Origin of the sequence: Klebsiella sp. HN106 (genome assembly GCF_051209435.1) — a bacterium.
In the GTDB taxonomy this organism is placed as follows: Bacteria; Pseudomonadota; Gammaproteobacteria; order Enterobacterales; family Enterobacteriaceae; genus Klebsiella; species Klebsiella oxytoca.
Window position 1 is genome coordinate 86,932 of sequence record NZ_JBLURD010000016.1, and the last position, 16,885, is coordinate 103,816.

Here is a 16,885-nt window from a genome sequence, read left to right on the forward strand (position 1 = left end):
CGGGCAGGTCGGCGCCGTCCGGCCTGCATGACCCACCTTCTTCTATTCATATCTTTGAAATTCATCACAAAATAGAACATTTCATGCGGCAAAAAACGACGCGCTGATGGCTATTTTTTGCTGGCGACAGAGCGTCTTAAAAAGCTCACCGTATTTGCAACACCCTATTTTATTGCGCATACGGAGCACAAAATGTCAGAGTTACGAGAGTGGCAAACGCTCGCCAACAAGGAGCTTAGCCGGCGGGGAAAAACCGTCGATGCTCTGGTAAAACAGACGGCAGAAGGGATTGCCGTTAAACCGCTGTATACCGAAGCCGATATTGATAATCTGGAAGTGACCGGCACCCTGCCCGGCCTGCCGCCTTACGTCCGCGGCCCCCGCGCCACCATGTATACCGCCCAGCCGTGGACCATCCGCCAGTACGCTGGTTTCTCAACCGCGAAAGAGTCCAACGCCTTCTATCGCCGCAACCTCGCTGCCGGGCAGAAAGGGCTTTCCGTCGCCTTCGATCTCGCGACCCATCGGGGCTATGACTCCGACAATCCTCGCGTGGCGGGCGACGTGGGGAAAGCGGGGGTAGCGATCGATACCGTCGAAGATATGAAGATTCTGTTCGATCGCATCCCGCTGGATGAAATGTCCGTGTCGATGACCATGAACGGCGCGGTGCTGCCGGTAATGGCGTTTTATATCGTCGCGGCGGAAGAGCAAGGCGTTGCGCCGGAACGGCTCACCGGCACGATCCAGAACGATATTCTGAAAGAGTATCTGTGCCGGAATACCTATATTTACCCGCCGAAGCCCTCAATGCGCATTATTGCCGACATCATCGCCTGGTGTTCGGGCAATATGCCGCGCTTTAATACCATCAGCATCAGCGGCTATCACATGGGCGAAGCCGGAGCCAACTGCGTGCAGCAGGTGGCCTTTACCCTGGCCGACGGCATCGAATACATTAAGGCCGCGCTCTCCGCCGGCCTGAAAATCGATGACTTCGCCCCGCGCCTGTCGTTCTTCTTCGGCATCGGCATGGATCTGTTTATGAACGTCGCGATGCTGCGCGCCGCACGCTATCTGTGGAGCGAAGCGGTGAGCGGCTTCGGCGCCACCAATCCAAAATCGTTAGCCCTGCGCACCCACTGCCAGACTTCCGGCTGGAGCCTCACCGAGCAGGATCCCTATAACAACGTGATCCGCACCACCATCGAAGCGCTCGGCGCCACGCTCGGCGGCACCCAGTCGCTGCATACTAACGCCTTTGATGAGGCGCTCGGCCTGCCCACCGACTTTTCCGCACGTATCGCGCGTAATACGCAGATCATCATTCAGGAGGAGTCGGAGATCTGCCGCACCGTGGATCCGCTGGGGGGATCGTATTACGTCGAGTCGCTGACCGATCAAATCGTTAAGCAGGCGCGAGCCATTATGCAGCAGATCGACGAAGCGGGAGGGATGGCGAAGGCGATCGAAGCCGGATTGCCGAAACGGATGATCGAAGAGGCCTCTGCCCGCGAGCAATCGCTGATCGACCAGGGCAAGCGCGTCATCGTCGGCGTCAATAAGTACAAGCTGGAAAAAGAAGATGAAACGGCAGTGCTGGAGATCGACAACGTCAAGGTACGCAACGAGCAGATCGCCTCGCTGAAAAAAATACGGGCCAGTAGGGACGATGTGACGGTAAAAGCCGCGCTGAACGCCCTCACCCACGCCGCGCAGCATGATGAAAATCTGCTGGCCGCCGCCATCAACGCCGCCCGCGTGCGCGCTACGCTGGGTGAAATCTCCGACGCACTGGAGGTGGCCTTTGACCGCTATCTGGTGCCCAGCCAGTGCGTCACCGGCGTGATTGCGCAAAGCTACCATCAGTCAGATAAAGCCGCCTGCGAGTTTGACGCCATTGTTGCGCAAACCGAAAAATTCCTCGCGGAACGCGGCCGTCGCCCGCGCATTCTGATCGCCAAAATGGGTCAGGACGGTCACGATCGCGGCGCCAAAGTGATCGCCAGCGCCTATTCCGATCTTGGCTTCGATGTTGACCTGAGCCCGATGTTTTCTACCCCGGAGGAGATCGCCCGCCTCGCCGTGGAGAACGACGTACACGTGGTTGGCGCCTCATCGCTGGCGGCAGGCCACAAAACGCTGATCCCCGAGCTGGTCGATGCGTTGAAAAAATGGGGACGGGAAGATATCTGCGTCATCGCCGGCGGCGTCATTCCGCCGCAGGATTACGCGTTTCTGCAGGCGCGCGGCGTGGCCGCTATTTATGGCCCCGGCACGCCGATGCTGGAGAGCGTACGCGACGTCCTGATGAGGATTAGCCAGCATCATGATTAACTCATCCACCCTGAGCGACGCCATTCGGCGATTACGTTTGGGCGAGCGGGCCACGCTCGCCCAGGCCATGACGCTGGTAGAGAGTCAGCATCCCCGCCACCAGGCGCTGTGCGCCCAGCTGCTGGATGCGATTATGCCCTTCACCGGCAACGCCCTGCGCCTCGGCGTCACCGGCACGCCGGGAGCCGGAAAGAGTACCTTTCTGGAAGCCTTCGGCATGCTGCTGATTCGCCATGGCCTGCGGGTCGCGGTGATAGCGGTCGATCCAAGCAGCCCAATCGGCGGCGGCAGCATTCTTGGCGACAAGACGCGCATGATCGAACTGGCGCGCTCGGACTCGGCATTTATCCGCCCGGTGCCCTCGAGCGGCCATCTGGGCGGCACCAGCCTGCGCACGCGGGAGCTGATACTGTTGTGCGAAGCGGCGGGCTATGACGTGGTCATTGTCGAAACCGTCGGCGTCGGCCAGTCGGAAACGGAGGTCTCCCGCCTGGTGGACTGCTTTATCTCACTGCAGATTGCCGGCGGCGGTGACGATCTACAGGGCATTAAAAAAGGGATCATGGAGATGGCGGATATCGTGGTTATCAATAAAGATGATGGCGAGAACCGCGCCAGCGTGGCTATCACCCGCCATATGTATGAATCCGCCCTGCATATTCTGCGCCGCAAGCACGCCGCGTGGCAGCCGCGCGTTTTGAGCTGTAGCGCGCTGGAGCAGCGCGGTATCGAAGCCGTCTGGCTCGCTATCCTTGACTTCAACACCACCCTCACCGACAGCGGCGATCTTGAAAAGCTGCGCCAGCGTCAGGCGCTGGAGTGGCTGCAAAAGCAGACCGAAACCGAGGCGCTGCATCTGCTGTTTGCCCGAGCGGACTTTGATCGCTACTTCCAGCAAACGCTACAGGCGGTGAAAAACAATGGCCTCTCGCCGCGCACCGGCCTGCGGCAGATTAGCGAATTCCTCCAGAATCATTACTTTGCATAAAGGGATAGTTATGTCTTATCAATATGTTAACGTCGAAATTATCCAGAAGGTTGCGGTGATTGAGTTCAACTATAGCCGCAAGCTTAACGCCTTAAGCAAGGTGTTTATCGACGACCTGATGCAGGCGTTGAGCGACCTCAACAGGCCGGAAATTCGCTGCGTCATTTTACGCGCGCCTGGCGGATCAAAAGTTTTCTCCGCCGGCCATGACATCCACGAATTACCCGGCGGACGCCGCGATCCGCTTTCGTATGACGATCCGCTGCGCCAGATTACCCGCATGATCCAAAAATATCCGAAACCGGTGATCTCCATGGTCGAAGGGAGCGTCTGGGGCGGCGCGTTTGAGATGATCATGAGCTCCGATCTGATCATCGCCGCCAGTACGTCAACGTTCTCCATGACGCCGGTGAATCTCGGCGTGCCCTACAACCTGGTCGGCATTCACAATCTGACCCGTGACGCTGGCTTTCATATCGTGAAAGAGCTGATTTTCACCGCCCTGCCGATTACCGCCCAGCGCGCGCTGGCGGTCGGTATTCTCAATCACGTGGTGGACGCTGGCGAACTGGAAGATTTTACCTTACAGATGGCGCACCACATTGCCGAGAAAGCGCCGCTGGCGATAGCGGTCATTAAGGAAGAGCTGCGCGTGCTTGGCGAGGCGCACACCATGAATTCCGATGAGTTCGAACGTATTCAGGGAATGCGCCGCGCCGTCTACGACAGTGAGGATTATCGGGAAGGCATGAGCGCGTTTATGGAAAAGCGTAAACCTGAATTCGTCGGCCATTAATCATCCCGGTTAAGGAGTGCAAAATGAAACGGATGAGCGCCGATGAAGCGGCGGAGATTATCCAGCACGACCAGATGGTGGCGTTCAGCGGCTTCACTCCCGCCGGTTCGCCCAAAGCGCTGCCCGCGGCTATCGCTCGCCGCGCCGGTGAGTTACATCGGGCGCAGAAGCCTTTCCAGATCCGCCTGCTGACCGGCGCATCAATTAGCGCCGCCGCCGATGATGCATTATCGGCAGCCGATGCCGTCTCGTGGCGCGCGCCGTATCAGACCGCGTCGGGCCTGCGGCAAAAAATCAATCAGGGGAAGGTGAAGTTTGTCGATCTGCACCTGAGCGAAGTGGCGCAAATGGTTAACTACGGCTTCTTTGGTGAGATTGATGTCGCGGTGATCGAAGCCTCGGCTATCGCGCCGGACGGGCGGGTCTGGCTCACCAGCGGTATCGGCAACGCGCCCACCTGGCTGCTACGGGCGAAGAAAGTGATCATCGAACTCAATCATTATCACAGCCCTCGGGTTGCCGAGCTGGCCGATATCGTGCTCCCCGGCGCCCCGCCGCGGCGCAACAGCATTGCCATCTTTCATGCGATGGATCGCGTGGGTAGTCGGTACGTGCAAATCGATCCGAAAAAAATTGTCGCGGTCGTGGAGACCGAACTGCCCGACGCCGGAAACCTGCTCGATAAAAATAATCCGGTTTGTCAGAAAATTGCCGATAACGTGGTCACCTTTCTGCTGGAAGAGATGGCTCGCGGGCGCATCCCGCCTGAATTTTTGCCGCTGCAAAGCGGCGTGGGTAATATCAATAACGCGGTCATGGCGCGGCTGGGTGAGAATCCAGATATTCCCTCTTTTATGATGTACTCCGAGGTCTTACAGGAGTCGGTAGTCCATCTACTGGAAACAGGGAAAGTCACCGGCGTCAGCGCCTCCAGCCTGACAATATCCGCCGATTCGTTGCGCAAGATTTACGCCAATATGGATTTCTTCGCCAGCCGCATTGTCCTGCGCCCGCAGGAGATCTCCAATCATCCGGAAATTATCCGCCGTCTGGGGGTTATCGCCCTCAACGTGGGGCTGGAGTTTGATATCTACGGACACGCCAATTCCACGCACGTAGCCGGGGTGAATCTGATGAACGGCATCGGCGGTAGCGGCGATTTTGAACGCAACGCCTGGCTCTCTATCTTTATGGCGCCGTCCATCGCCAAAGACGGGAAGATCTCCACTATCGTGCCGATGTGCAGCCATGTCGATCACAGCGAGCACAGCGTGAAGGCGATCGTTACCGAGCAGGGTATCGCCGATCTGCGCGGGCTGTCGCCGCTGCAGCGCGCCCGCGCTATCATTGATAACTGCGCGCATCCGCTCTACCGGGACTATTTACATCGCTATCTGCAGAGCGCTCCCGGCGGGCATATTCACCACGACCTCACCCACGCCTTCGACCTGCATCGTAATCTGCTTGAGCACGGTTCAATGCTCGGTTAGCCCTCCGTACCGTCGCGATCTTCAGTTATGTGCTGAAGCATCGTGGCGGTATAGCGATGGTTTTTCAGCGAATAGAGATACTCCTGCATATACATGGCGCTACCGGGCGCGTCGAAGTACTTCAGCTTCGCCGGATTTACCAGACGCCAGGCGAAGTAAGGAATAACCGTTAAAAACTGCCCCCGCTCTACGGCGCTAATTTTCGCCATAAAGCTATAGGGGCGATAGATAACCGTCGGGTTGATTCCGCAGGGGCGCATATAGGCGTCCAGCATCGCCTCAAAATTGGCCCGATTCTGGAAACGCATCTGCAGCCAGGGCAGTTCACGTAACAGATCCTGCGGCGGCTTATCTTCATAACGGCGAGAAACAAGAAACCCCAGACGCAGCGGCGCCAGTTCGCTGATGGTCAGATTTTCCAGCTCCTGCACGCGGGGCGAAACATGCTGCGGCGAAATAATAAAATCCAGCTGACGGTCGAAAAGATTATCAATCACGCCATTCTCGCTGAACTCCACGGCCTGGGTGGTCACGCCATCGTATTTATCGCCCAGGCTGATGAGCTGGTCGAAAATTATCGTCGGATAGGTGTTGTCGATGCCGATAACAACGTTGCGCGAGCGGCGCGCGGAATAGTGTATTTCGTTATCGATGGCCGATAGGCGCTGGTAAATAGGAAACAGCTTCTGATAGAGCTCCTGCCCCGCTTTATTGAGACTGATGCTGTTATCTTTGCGGGTAAATAACGTATAGCCGATCTGATCCTCAAGCGCAGCAATGCTTTTGCCAAAGGGCGATGCGGTCATATGGATTTTTTCCGCCGCTCTGGCGATGTTATTGGTCTGCGCCAACAGAATGAAATTGCGCATCTTTTTAGAAATAAAGATATCCATGCTCACCTCACAGGAAAACAGGGATCTATCCTTACCTCATTCAGGGAAAAGACTTGTGCTGCGCTCTCATTTTTACAGATAGTCACAGAAAAAGCCCGGCGCGAAGGCCGGGCAGGAGGATTACTGCGCTGCTTTTGGCTCTTCAGCCGGTTTCGCTGGCGACGCAGGCTGGGTCGGCTGCAGCTCAAACACCACGTCCACCTGGTCATCAAACTGAATGGTCGCCTGCTCGTAGCTTTCCTGAGCAGATACCGGCGCCGCATCGGCTTTCATCATCCGCACCATCGGGCTCGGCTGGTAGTTGGAGACATGATAGCGAACGCTATAAACCGGCCCCAGTTTGCCGTGGAATCCGCTAGCCAGCTCCTGAGCCTGATGAATCGCATCGTCAATCGCCGCTTTTCGCGCCTTATCTTTGTAAGCGTCCGGCTGCGCCACGCCCAGTGAGACCGAACGGATCTCGTTCAGACCGGCTTTTAATGCTCCATCTAACAACCCGTTGAGCTTATCCAGCTGGCGCAGCGTGACTTCAACGCTACGCACCGCGCGATAGCCCTTAAGAATGCTTTTGCCGTTCTGATAATCATAATCAGGCTGGGTACGCAGGTTGGCAGAGTTAATGTCTTTCTTCGCAATGCCGCTCTTTTCCAGGAAGGAGAGATACTGAGCCACGCGTTCATCTGCCTGTTTTTTAGCGGATGCCGCATCTTTCGCGGAGACGTTAACTTCAATCGCCAGCGTGGCGATATCAGGAACCGCAGCGACGCTGGCGGTACCTGAAGTAACAATATGTGGGCCGTTTGGCAATTCATTGGCCTGAACTGCCATTGCGCTAAATCCGAGTGCCGCCGCCAGGGCCATGACTTTTAACTTCACTGTCGTTTCTCCATCTTACATTGGTCGTCTATACGCAGACGCATGCCTGCAAGCTTAGCGCTTACGCGGAGAAAGTCCATCGGACAAGGCTTAGTTAAGCAGCGCCTGCACATGAGCGAAGCCGTCTTTCGCCAGCTCCAGCGCGATGATCCACATGACCAGACCGACCAGCACGTTGATAATTCGCTGCGCTTTTGCCGTGCGCAGGCGCGGGGCCAGCCAGGCGGCCAGCAGGGCCAGACCAAAGAACCATAAGAATGAGGCGCTGATGGTGCCCAGGGCAAACCAGCGCTTTGGCTCCATCTCCAGCTGTCCGCCGAGGCTTCCAAGCACCACAAACGTATCCAGATAAACGTGAGGATTCAGCCAGGTCACCGCCAGCATGGTGACGATGATTTTCCAGCGCCCCTGCTTCATCACCTCCGCGCTGGCCAGCTCCAGATTGCTGCTAAAGGCCGTTTTCAGCGCGCCAAAACCGTACCACAATAAAAAAACGACGCCGCCCCAGGTCACCAGCGCCAGCAGCCACGGGGACTGCATCAGCAGCGCGCTGCCGCCAAAAATTCCGGCGCAGATAAGCAGCAGATCGCTGATGGCGCATAGCAAAGCAATCATCAGATGGTACTGACGACGAATACCCTGATTCATCACAAAAGCGTTTTGCGGACCGAGCGGCAAAATCATAGCCGCTCCCAGGGCAAGGCCCTGAAAGTAATACGATAACATCGAGAGGAATTTCCACTGAAAGAGTCAATGCCGGGGAATATAGCGTGCAGAAATCATTAGAGGAAATTGAAAATTTTAATCGCTAATAAGGACGACTAATACTGGGTACAAAAAAGGCCGGATATACCGGCCTGTATTAAAAGGGAAATTATTCTGCTTTTTCCTGCGGACGAATGACATGAACATCCATCTGCGGATACGGGAAGCTGATGCCGTTGGCGTCAAAATCGCGCTTAATACGCTCCAGGACGTCCCAGTACACGCTTTGCAGATCGCTGCTCTTACTCCATACGCGCACCACGTAGTTCACAGATGAAGCGCCCAGTTCATTCAGGCGAACGGTCATTTCACGATCTTTGAGAATACGTTCATCCGATTCGATGATGTTGGTGAGCAGCTGCTTCACTTGGTCGATGTCCGCATCGTAGGCCACGCCGATAATAAACTCGTTGCGACGTACCGGCTCGCGAGAGAAGTTGATGATATTCCCGGCAATGATTTTACCGTTCGGTACCACCACAATTTTGCCATCTGCGCTGCGCAGGGTCGTGGAGAAAATCTGCACGTTCAGCACGGTACCCGCGATACCGCCAAGGTCAACGTATTCACCAGCGCGGAATGGGCGGAAAACGACCAGCAGGACCCCAGCGGCAAGGTTAGACAGCGACCCCTGCAGCGCCAGACCGACGGCTAAGCCCGCGGCGCCAAGTACCGCGATAACCGAAGCGGTTTGCACACCCACGCGGCCGAGGGCGGCGATCAGCGTGAAAGCAATGACGGCGTAGCGTACCAGCGCAGAAAGAAAATCGGCAACGGTGGCATCAATATGTCGAGCCCGCATCAGGCGATTGACGGTGTTGGAAACAATCCGCGCCACGATCAGACCAACAATAATAATCGCGATGGCCGCGACAATGTTGACGGCATAGCTCAGCAGTAATGCCTGATTGCGCACCAGCCATGAACCGGCGTTATTTATGCTATCGACAACGTTCAAATCTTCCATTCAACTTTCCTTATGGATACCCGGACGGGAAATAAAATAACCAAACCTGATAATTGCAAACAGGTTAAGGGTAAACAAAAAGAGTCCGTTTTGCCAAATTGATCACATTTATTTAGCAACATTTCATGTCGTTGAGATAATAAAAAAGCCCGCATTTCTGCGGGCTTCCGGGTAAGAAACGAAACTTTCTTACAGAACGTCGATCGCGTTCAGCTCTTTAAATGCCTGCTCCAGACGAGTCACCATGGACGTCTGTGCAGCGCGCAGCCATACGCGCGGATCGTAGTATTTCTTGTTCGGCTGGTCTTCGCCTTTCGGGTTGCCCAGCTGACCCTGCAGGTAAGCTTCGTTAGCTTTGTAGTACTGCAGGATACCGTCCCAGGTTGCCCATTGGGTATCGGTATCGATGTTCATTTTGATCACGCCGTAGCTTACGGAGTCTTTGATTTCCTGAGCGGAAGAACCGGAACCGCCGTGGAAGACGAAGTTCAGGCTGTTGTGCGGCAGGTTATGTTTCTTAGAAACGTATTCCTGAGAGTCGCGCAGGATAGTCGGGGTCAGCACCACGTTGCCCGGCTTGTAAACGCCGTGTACGTTACCGAAGGAAGCGGCGATGGTGAAACGCGGGCTGATTTTGCTCAGCTCAGTGTAGGCGTAATCAACGTCTTCCGGCTGGGTATACAGAGCGGAAGCGTCCATGTGGCTGTTGTCCACGCCGTCTTCTTCGCCGCCGGTGCAGCCCAGTTCGATTTCCAGAGTCATGTCCATTTTGGCCATACGCGCCAGGTACTTAGAACAGATCTCGATGTTTTCGTGCAGGGACTCTTCAGACAGGTCAATCATGTGAGAAGAGAACAGCGGTTTACCGGTCGCGGCGAAGTGTTTTTCACCCGCGTCCAGCAGACCGTCGATCCACGGCAGCAGTTTCTTAGCGCAGTGGTCAGTGTGCAGGATAACCGGAACACCGTAGTGTTCAGCCATCTGATGAACGTGATGCGCGCCAGAGATAGCGCCCAGGATGGCTGCGCCCTGAGGAACGTCAGTTTTCACGCCTTTGCCCGCGATGAACGCTGCGCCGCCGTTAGAGAACTGAACGATAACCGGAGAACGAACTTTTGCAGCTGCTTCCAGAACGGCGTTGATGGAATCAGTACCCACGCAGTTTACCGCTGGCAGAGCAAAGTTGTTTTCTTTAGCTACCTGGAACACTTTCTGAACGTCGTCGCCAGTGATGACGCCCGGTTTTACGAAATCAAAAATTTTAGACATGTTACGTAGTCCTGTATCTGTATCTTCGACCGTTGAAGAAGGTTCGCGAGCTTTTACGCGCGCTGAAAAACAGGCGGGTCTCCCCGCCTGAACTGAATTACTGCTTAGCGCGCTCTTCGAGCATGGCTACTGCCGGCAGAACTTTACCTTCCACGAATTCGAGGAATGCGCCGCCGCCGGTGGAGATGTAGGAGATTTTGTCAGCAATGCCGAACAGGTCGATTGCTGCCAGGGTGTCGCCGCCGCCTGCGATGGAGAACGCTTCGCTATCTGCGATGGCGTTAGCCACGATTTCAGTCCCTTTGCGGAAGTTCGGGAATTCGAACACGCCGACCGGGCCGTTCCACAGGATGGTTTTGGCGTTTTTCAGGATTTCAGCCAGTTTCTCTGCGGAAGCATCGCCCAGGTCCAGAATCTGCTCGTCATCTTTAATGTCGTTGACAGATTTCAGGGTAGCGGTTGCGGTTTCAGAGAACTCGGTCGCTACGCGAACGTCAGTCGGAACCGGGATATCGCAGGTCGTCAGGAGGCGTTTAGCTTCGTCAACCAGATCGGCTTCGTACAGGGATTTACCCACGTTGTGGCCCTGAGCGGCAACGAAGGTGTTGGCGATGCCGCCGCCGACGATCAGCTGGTCAGCGATTTTAGACAGGGAGTCCAGAACGGTCAGTTTAGTGGAAACTTTAGAACCACCGACGATAGCCACCATCGGACGAGCCGGTTCTTTCAGCGCTTTACCCAGGGCGTCCAGCTCAGCGGCCAGCAGCGGACCTGCACAAGCGACGTCAGCGAATTTGCCGATACCGTGAGTAGAAGCCTGCGCGCGGTGAGCAGTACCGAACGCATCCATAACGAAGACATCGCACAGCGCAGCGTATTTTTTCGACAGCGCTTCGTCATCTTTTTTCTCGCCTTTGTTAAAGCGAACGTTTTCCAGAACCACCAGCTCGCCGGCAGCGACTTCAACGCCGTCCAGGTAATCTTTAACCAGACGTACCGGGTTAGACAGTTTGTCTTTCAGGTAGTTAACAACCGGCAGCAGAGAGAATTCTTCGTTGTACTCGCCTTCGGTAGGACGACCCAGGTGGGAAGTGACCATCACTTTCGCACCCTGTTTCAGGGCCAGTTCGATGGTCGGCAGAGAAGCACGGATACGCGCATCGCTGGTTACTTTCCCTTCTTTAACCGGTACGTTCAGATCCGCACGGATAAAAACGCGTTTACCAGCCAGATCCAGATCGGTCATCTTAATTACAGACATGGTGAATCCTCTCGTTGATTCTTGATAAAGTTTTGCAGGCGCCTGAGCGCCTTACCTGAAACCTTGTGCGGCCATCGCTAACGTGGTGTCGAGCATCCGGTTAGCAAAGCCCCATTCGTTATCGCACCAGACCAGCGTTTTGATCAAATGCGCGCCACTTACCCGCGTTTGCGTGCCATCGACGATGGCGCTATGCGGATCGTGGTTGAAATCTATCGAGACTAACGGCAATTCCGTATAGTCAACTATACCATGAAATGCACCCTGTGCTGCTTTTTGCAGCAACTGGTTGACTTCACTCGCTTTTACCGGTTTTTTCACCGTGACGCTAAGGTCGATCGCCGTCACATTAATCGTCGGAACACGGACCGCGATAGCTTCAAAGCGATCGTTAAACTGAGGGAAAATACGCGTGATCCCCGCAGCAAGCTTAGTATCAACCGGGATGATCGACTGACTGGCCGCTCGCGTCCGGCGCAAATCCGGATGGTAAGCATCGATAACCTGCTGATCGTGCATCGCGGAGTGAATCGTGGTTACCGTTCCTGACTCTATGCCGTAGGCATCATCTAACAGCTTAATGACCGGAATAATGCAGTTGGTGGTGCAGGAGGCGTTGGAGACGATACGGTGCTCAGCGCGCAGCTCATCATGGTTGACGCCAAACACGATCGTCGCGTCGAGATCGTTGCCGCCAGGATGTGAAAAGAGCACTTTCTTCGCGCCGGCCCGCAGATGGGCTTCGCCATGCTCGCGGCTGCCATAAGCGCCGGTGCAGTCAAGCACCACATCAACCGCCAGTTCCCGCCAGGGCAACGCCTCAAGGGAAGATTCATGCAGCAGACGGATGGCGTCATCGCCGACAAACAGCTGCTCTCTCTCCTGGCGCACAACCCAGGCAAAGCGTCCATGGCTGGTGTCATATTTCAATAAATGCGCGATGCCGGCAGCATCCGCCAGTTCATTGATTGCCACCACGGTGATTTCCGCACGACGTCCGGATTCATACAAAGCACGAACCACGTTACGCCCGATGCGACCGAAGCCATTAATCGCAATGCGTATGGTCATAGGTCTCCTGCAAGGCTATCCATGATATGAGGTGGCTGACAGAGTAATGCAGCGACGCTCTAAGGGAAACCTTACCTGTCGCAAACTGCGACTGATTGATTAATTGTCGAACATTTAGACGACTGAAACGCTTCAGCTAGAATAAGCCAAACGAGGAATAAAAGGAATGATTGTCCAGCTGGAGAAACCATTTATCTGACTTACATCACACTTTTACCCCTTCTGGGGCGGCATTTATTCCATATTCCAGAATTAAGAATAAGCGTAGCAAGATCTTTTCGTTGTCGTGCCGCAATTACTGATTTATATCAGAAACCATACTGAACAGCGGCGATATTATTGCCGCTACGTCCGAGTCTCGGAGTCCCTCGAAAAAGATGACCATTCCCCACTTGCAGCCCTCTGCGGCACGTTACTATGCGCTTCGCTTACTTCCGGGCGAGGAGGTTTTTTCACGCCTGCGCGCCTTCCTGCAACTGCACCATATTCAGTCAGCCTGGATCGCCGGCTGTACCGGTAGCTTAAGCAATGCGGCACTACGTTTTGCCGGCCAGGATGAGACCACCTTACTGAACGGAACCTACGAGGTTATCTCGCTGAATGGCACGCTGGAATTGAAAGGAGAACATCTTCATTTAGCGATATCCGATCCGCAAGGCGCGATGCTCGGCGGCCATATGATGCCCGGCTGTACCGTCCGCACCACCCTTGAGCTGGTGATAGGCGAACTGACCTCCCTGGCATTTAGCCGTCAGCCGTGCGCACTTTCCGGCTATGACGAACTGGTCATCTCATCCCGATAACTTTTCCCTTAAAGAGGTTTCTATGGCTCGTCGCCAATTTACCAGCCAGTCCCTGGTGCTGATTGCGATCGCCGTCGCCATCAACATGATCGGCGGACAGCTCATCAGTATGTTAAAACTTCCCATTTTTCTCGATTCAATCGGCACCTTGATCAGCGCGGTTCTACTCGGACCGGTCATTGGCATGTTGACCGGTTTACTGACCAATCTTCTGTGGGGTCTGCTGACCGATCCGATTGCCGCCGCCTTTGCGCCAGTGGCTATGGTGATTGGCCTGGTTGCCGGATGGCTGGCGAGAGCGGGATGGTTCCGCACTTTACCTAAGGTGATCATTAGCGGGGTTGTCATTACCCTCGCCGTGACCGCGGTTGCCGTGCCGCTGCGGACGGCGCTGTTTGGCGGCGTGACGGGAAGCGGTGCGGATCTGTTCGTCGCCTGGATGCATTCGGTAGGTCAGAATCTGCTGGAGTCGGTGGCAATTACCGTCTTAGGCGCCAATCTGGTGGATAAAATTCTTACCGCGATTATCGTCTGGACCCTGTTGCGCCAGCTGCCGCTGCGTACGTTGCGCCATTTTCCTGCTATGTCCGCCGTACGCTAAATGCACCCTTTTACCTCCTTAACGCTCTGGGCGCTGGCGGCAGTGACCACGCTGCTGCTACCGACGGATACGGTGCTGCCGGTGTATAGCGCCGCGGCTTTTCTCAGTTTAGTGCTGCTAAAAGCGACGCGACGGCGGGCAAAATATGTCGCCTGGCTACTACTCTCGCTGGGCATTGGCCTGTGGCTGGTCCACGGCGGCTGGTTTACCCAGTGGCTGAGCGGCCAGCCCCGCGACCCGCAGCGCTGGGCGAACGCCATCACGCTGTGGCTGAGAATTCTGGCGATTGTTTCCACGTCACAGCTCTGGATGGAGTACGTACCGGTACAGCGCTTTATTCGCGCCCTGTTTGCCTCACGCCTGCCGCCGGGCGTCGCTTATCTGTTCGCTGGCCCGCTGCTGGTTGTCGAACAGCTAAAGCGCCAGTTGACGATTATCCACGAAGCCCAACGCGCCCGCGGCGTACCGCTGGACGAGAATGGATATCAGCGGCTGCGCGCAATGCCTGCGCTCATTATCCCTCTGACCCATAACGCGCTTAACGATCTGGCGATACGCGGGGCGGCGCTGGATATGCGGGCATTTCGTTTACATCGTCGGCGCACTACGCTTTGGGCGCCGAAAGACAGCACCTTACAACGTCTGGCGCGTTACGGCATGCTGCTGGCGATGGTCGCTGAAGCGGGAGCCTGGCTATGGTTACGTTAGAACAGTTCCGTTATCACCCGACCCGGGCAACGGGTCCTTCATCATGCTTTGATTTCCATTATTCGCAGCCCGGCATGGTGGCGATTTTTGGCGATAACGGCAGCGGGAAAAGCACTCTGGCGCAGATCATGGCGGGCTGGTATCCGGATTTTCTGCCCGGCGATATCGAAGGTCATGGCACTCTGCTTGGCATCCCTATTGGACAGCAATCGCTGGTCGAACGGGCGCAGACCATCCAGCTGGTCCAGCAATCCCCCTATCTCCAGCTTTCCGGTTGTACCTTCAGCGTCGAAGAAGAGGTCGCTTTTGGCCCTGAAAATCTTTGCCTTCACGAAGACGAGATTATGCGTCGTGTTGACGCGGCGCTCTCGCTGATGGAGTGCCAGGAGTTACGTCACCGCCATCCGTCCACGCTCTCCGGTGGAGAAACTCAGCGCGTGGCGATCGCCTGCGCGCTGGCTATGCAGCCAACGCTACTGATCCTTGATGAAGCCTTTAGCCGCCTGACGGCGCAAACTACCGCCATGCTTCTGACACGTCTGCGGCACTGGGCGCTGGCGCAGCATTCACTGATCATCCTTTTTGAACGCACCCCTTCGCCTTTTCTTGCCTGGTGTCAGCAGGGATGGCGACTACATGATGGAGCGCTTTCCCCGCTATGTTGACGTTGAATCAGGTAACCTGGCGCTGGCCCGGCGCGGCGGATGACTGTTTGCAAAATATCTCCCTGACGCTCGGCCAGGGCGAATGGCTGGCGCTTACCGGCGATAACGGCGCGGGAAAATCCACCCTGCTGCGGGTAATGGCCGGGCTGCTGTCGGCAACGTCCGGTAGCGTCAATCTGTTGAATAAGCCGATGGCGCAGTATAAAAATCGTCAGCGCGCCAAAATTATCGGCGTCCTGTTTCAGGAGGCCGAAAACCAGCTCTTCCACAGCAAAGTCTCTGAAGAGGTCGCCTATGGGCTGCGGTTACAGAAATTACTGGCAGCGGAAGTTGCGCAACGCACCGCGGCGGCGCTGCATTTATGCAGTCTGGAGAGCGTAGCTGATGCGCATCCGCTGGATTTGCATACCGCCCAGCGCCGTATGGTCGCCGTCGCCTGTCTGGAAGCTATGGCGCCAGAGATCCTGCTGCTCGACGAACCCAGCCGCGATTTTGATCGGCACTGGCTGGCAATATTTGAAGCGTGGCTGACGGTTTGCCGCAAAAGAGGAACCAGCGTAGTGGCTATCAGCCATGACGCGGCTTTTACACAGCGGCACTTTTCCCGCCAGGTGCGCATGGAAAAAGGCAGACTGCTGCGAGTGGTTTAAAAAAAACGGGCCGCCTGAGCGACCCGTTTTATCAGGCTGTGAGAATAATCACAGCTGCGCTTCCGCTCTGGCAACCGCGTTTTCCACGGTGATACCAGACGCTTTTCCCGCTGGCGGTGCCGCGCACCGGTCCGGACTACCCGACCGCGCTGGCCCCGTAGCCCGGGCAAGGCGCGGCTTTACCGCGCCGCCCCCGGGAAGGGGGAAAGGACTACAGCAGCGCTTTCGCTTTCGCGACAACGTTGTCCACGGTGAAGCCAAACTCTTCAAACAGCTGCTCCGCCGGCGCTGACTCACCGAAGGTGGTCATGCCAACGATCGCGCCGTTCAGGCCCACGTATTTGAACCAGTAGTCGGCGATACCCGCTTCGATGGCCACGCGCGCAGAGACCGCTTTCGGCAGCACCGCTTCACGGTAAGCCGCATCCTGCCTGTCGAACGCGTCGGTGGACGGCATGGAAACCACGCGCGCCTTCACGCCTTCGGCAGTCAGTTTTTCGTAAGCGGCAACCGCCAGCTCCACTTCAGAGCCGGTGGCGATGAAGATCAGCTCCGGCTGACCGGCGCAATCTTTCAGCACGTAGCCGCCGCGGGCGACGTTCGCCAGCTGCTCTTCGGTACGCTCCTGCTGCGCCAGGTTCTGACGGGAGAGGATCAGCGCGGTCGGACCGTCCTGACGCTCTACGCCGTATTTCCACGCGATGGCGGATTCCACCTGGTCGCACGGACGCCATGTGGACATGTT

General features: G+C 56.2%; 17 protein-coding genes. 9 read left to right on the top strand and 8 right to left on the bottom strand.

Going from position 1 to position 16,885, the window contains the following annotated elements; all coding sequences use genetic code 11:
* Nucleotides 1-192: 192 nt before the first annotated feature.
* From scpA to ACSIPU_RS25830, 4 genes are read left to right on the top strand one after another with little or no spacing between them, the layout of a single operon-like run.
* Nucleotides 193-2,337, top strand: a complete 2,145-nt coding sequence (gene scpA, locus ACSIPU_RS25815; protein WP_004115300.1) for a methylmalonyl-CoA mutase — start codon at nucleotides 193-195, stop codon at nucleotides 2,335-2,337.
* A complete protein-coding gene (meaB, locus tag ACSIPU_RS25820; protein ID WP_049094378.1) occupies nucleotides 2,330-3,325 on the top strand; it encodes a methylmalonyl Co-A mutase-associated GTPase MeaB in 996 nt (331 codons plus the stop codon). The genes scpA and meaB overlap by 8 nt, the downstream gene beginning before the upstream one ends.
* Before the next feature lie 10 nt (nucleotides 3,326-3,335).
* The gene (gene scpB, locus ACSIPU_RS25825; protein ID WP_004105613.1) at nucleotides 3,336-4,121 is read left to right on the top strand and encodes a methylmalonyl-CoA decarboxylase; all 786 of its coding nucleotides are present in this window, start codon (nucleotides 3,336-3,338) and stop codon (nucleotides 4,119-4,121) included.
* Nucleotides 4,122-4,144: 23 nt separating this feature from the next.
* On the top strand, nucleotides 4,145-5,611 hold the full coding sequence (locus ACSIPU_RS25830; RefSeq protein ID WP_004105615.1) for an acetyl-CoA hydrolase/transferase family protein: 1,467 nt from the start codon (nucleotides 4,145-4,147) through the stop codon (nucleotides 5,609-5,611).
* Here the strand turns inward: ACSIPU_RS25830 and srsR are convergent.
* The 7 genes from srsR to epd all read right to left on the bottom strand — a co-directional run bounded on the left by srsR (nucleotide 5,608) and on the right by epd (nucleotide 12,713).
* The gene (srsR, locus tag ACSIPU_RS25835) at nucleotides 5,608-6,504 is read right to left on the bottom strand and encodes a LysR family transcriptional regulator SrsR (RefSeq protein WP_004105617.1); all 897 of its coding nucleotides are present in this window, start codon (nucleotides 6,502-6,504) and stop codon (nucleotides 5,608-5,610) included. The two genes, ACSIPU_RS25830 and srsR, sit on opposite strands and share 4 nt — an antisense overlap.
* A gap of 120 nt (nucleotides 6,505-6,624) precedes the next feature.
* Entirely contained in the window at nucleotides 6,625-7,380 is a 756-nt protein-coding gene (locus tag ACSIPU_RS25840) for an oxidative stress defense protein (RefSeq protein ID WP_004105619.1), read from the bottom strand.
* Between the two features lie 90 nt (nucleotides 7,381-7,470).
* Nucleotides 7,471-8,106, bottom strand: coding sequence for an arginine exporter ArgO (argO, locus tag ACSIPU_RS25845; protein ID WP_049094380.1), 636 nt, complete (start codon nucleotides 8,104-8,106; stop codon nucleotides 7,471-7,473).
* Between the two features lie 148 nt (nucleotides 8,107-8,254).
* On the bottom strand, nucleotides 8,255-9,112 hold the full coding sequence (locus ACSIPU_RS25850; RefSeq protein WP_004115311.1) for a small-conductance mechanosensitive channel MscS: 858 nt from the start codon (nucleotides 9,110-9,112) through the stop codon (nucleotides 8,255-8,257).
* A gap of 189 nt (nucleotides 9,113-9,301) precedes the next feature.
* Nucleotides 9,302-10,381: a class II fructose-bisphosphate aldolase gene (gene fbaA, locus ACSIPU_RS25855; protein WP_004105626.1), complete on the bottom strand. Its 1,080-nt coding sequence runs from the start codon at nucleotides 10,379-10,381 to the stop codon at nucleotides 9,302-9,304.
* Nucleotides 10,382-10,478: 97 nt separating this feature from the next.
* Nucleotides 10,479-11,642, bottom strand: coding sequence for a phosphoglycerate kinase (pgk, locus tag ACSIPU_RS25860; RefSeq protein WP_004105627.1), 1,164 nt, complete (start codon nucleotides 11,640-11,642; stop codon nucleotides 10,479-10,481).
* A 51-nt stretch (nucleotides 11,643-11,693) separates the two neighbouring features.
* A complete protein-coding gene (gene epd / locus ACSIPU_RS25865) occupies nucleotides 11,694-12,713 on the bottom strand; it encodes an erythrose-4-phosphate dehydrogenase (protein WP_196558200.1) in 1,020 nt (339 codons plus the stop codon).
* 377 nt (nucleotides 12,714-13,090) lie between these two features.
* On the opposite strand from epd, the gene ACSIPU_RS25870 reads away from it, so the two are divergent.
* The 5 genes from ACSIPU_RS25870 to ACSIPU_RS25890 are packed head-to-tail and all read left to right on the top strand — an operon-like array spanning nucleotide 13,091 to nucleotide 16,140.
* Nucleotides 13,091-13,516, top strand: coding sequence for a PPC domain-containing DNA-binding protein (locus ACSIPU_RS25870; RefSeq protein WP_049101581.1), 426 nt, complete (start codon nucleotides 13,091-13,093; stop codon nucleotides 13,514-13,516).
* 22 nt (nucleotides 13,517-13,538) lie between these two features.
* A complete protein-coding gene (locus ACSIPU_RS25875) occupies nucleotides 13,539-14,117 on the top strand; it encodes an ECF transporter S component (protein WP_023321620.1) in 579 nt (192 codons plus the stop codon).
* Nucleotides 14,118-14,825, top strand: coding sequence for an energy-coupling factor transporter transmembrane component T (locus tag ACSIPU_RS25880; RefSeq protein WP_016809860.1), 708 nt, complete (start codon nucleotides 14,118-14,120; stop codon nucleotides 14,823-14,825).
* Nucleotides 14,813-15,490: an ABC transporter ATP-binding protein gene (locus tag ACSIPU_RS25885; protein WP_049101582.1), complete on the top strand. Its 678-nt coding sequence runs from the start codon at nucleotides 14,813-14,815 to the stop codon at nucleotides 15,488-15,490. Before ACSIPU_RS25880 ends, ACSIPU_RS25885 begins: the two co-directional genes overlap by 13 nt.
* Entirely contained in the window at nucleotides 15,484-16,140 is a 657-nt protein-coding gene (locus tag ACSIPU_RS25890; protein WP_049101583.1) for an ABC transporter ATP-binding protein, read from the top strand. The genes ACSIPU_RS25885 and ACSIPU_RS25890 overlap by 7 nt, the downstream gene beginning before the upstream one ends.
* A gap of 211 nt (nucleotides 16,141-16,351) precedes the next feature.
* Here ACSIPU_RS25890 and ACSIPU_RS25895 read toward each other — a convergent pair.
* The coding region (locus tag ACSIPU_RS25895) for a transketolase-like TK C-terminal-containing protein (RefSeq protein WP_435322441.1) at nucleotides 16,352-16,885 on the bottom strand (534 nt) is incomplete at its 5' end.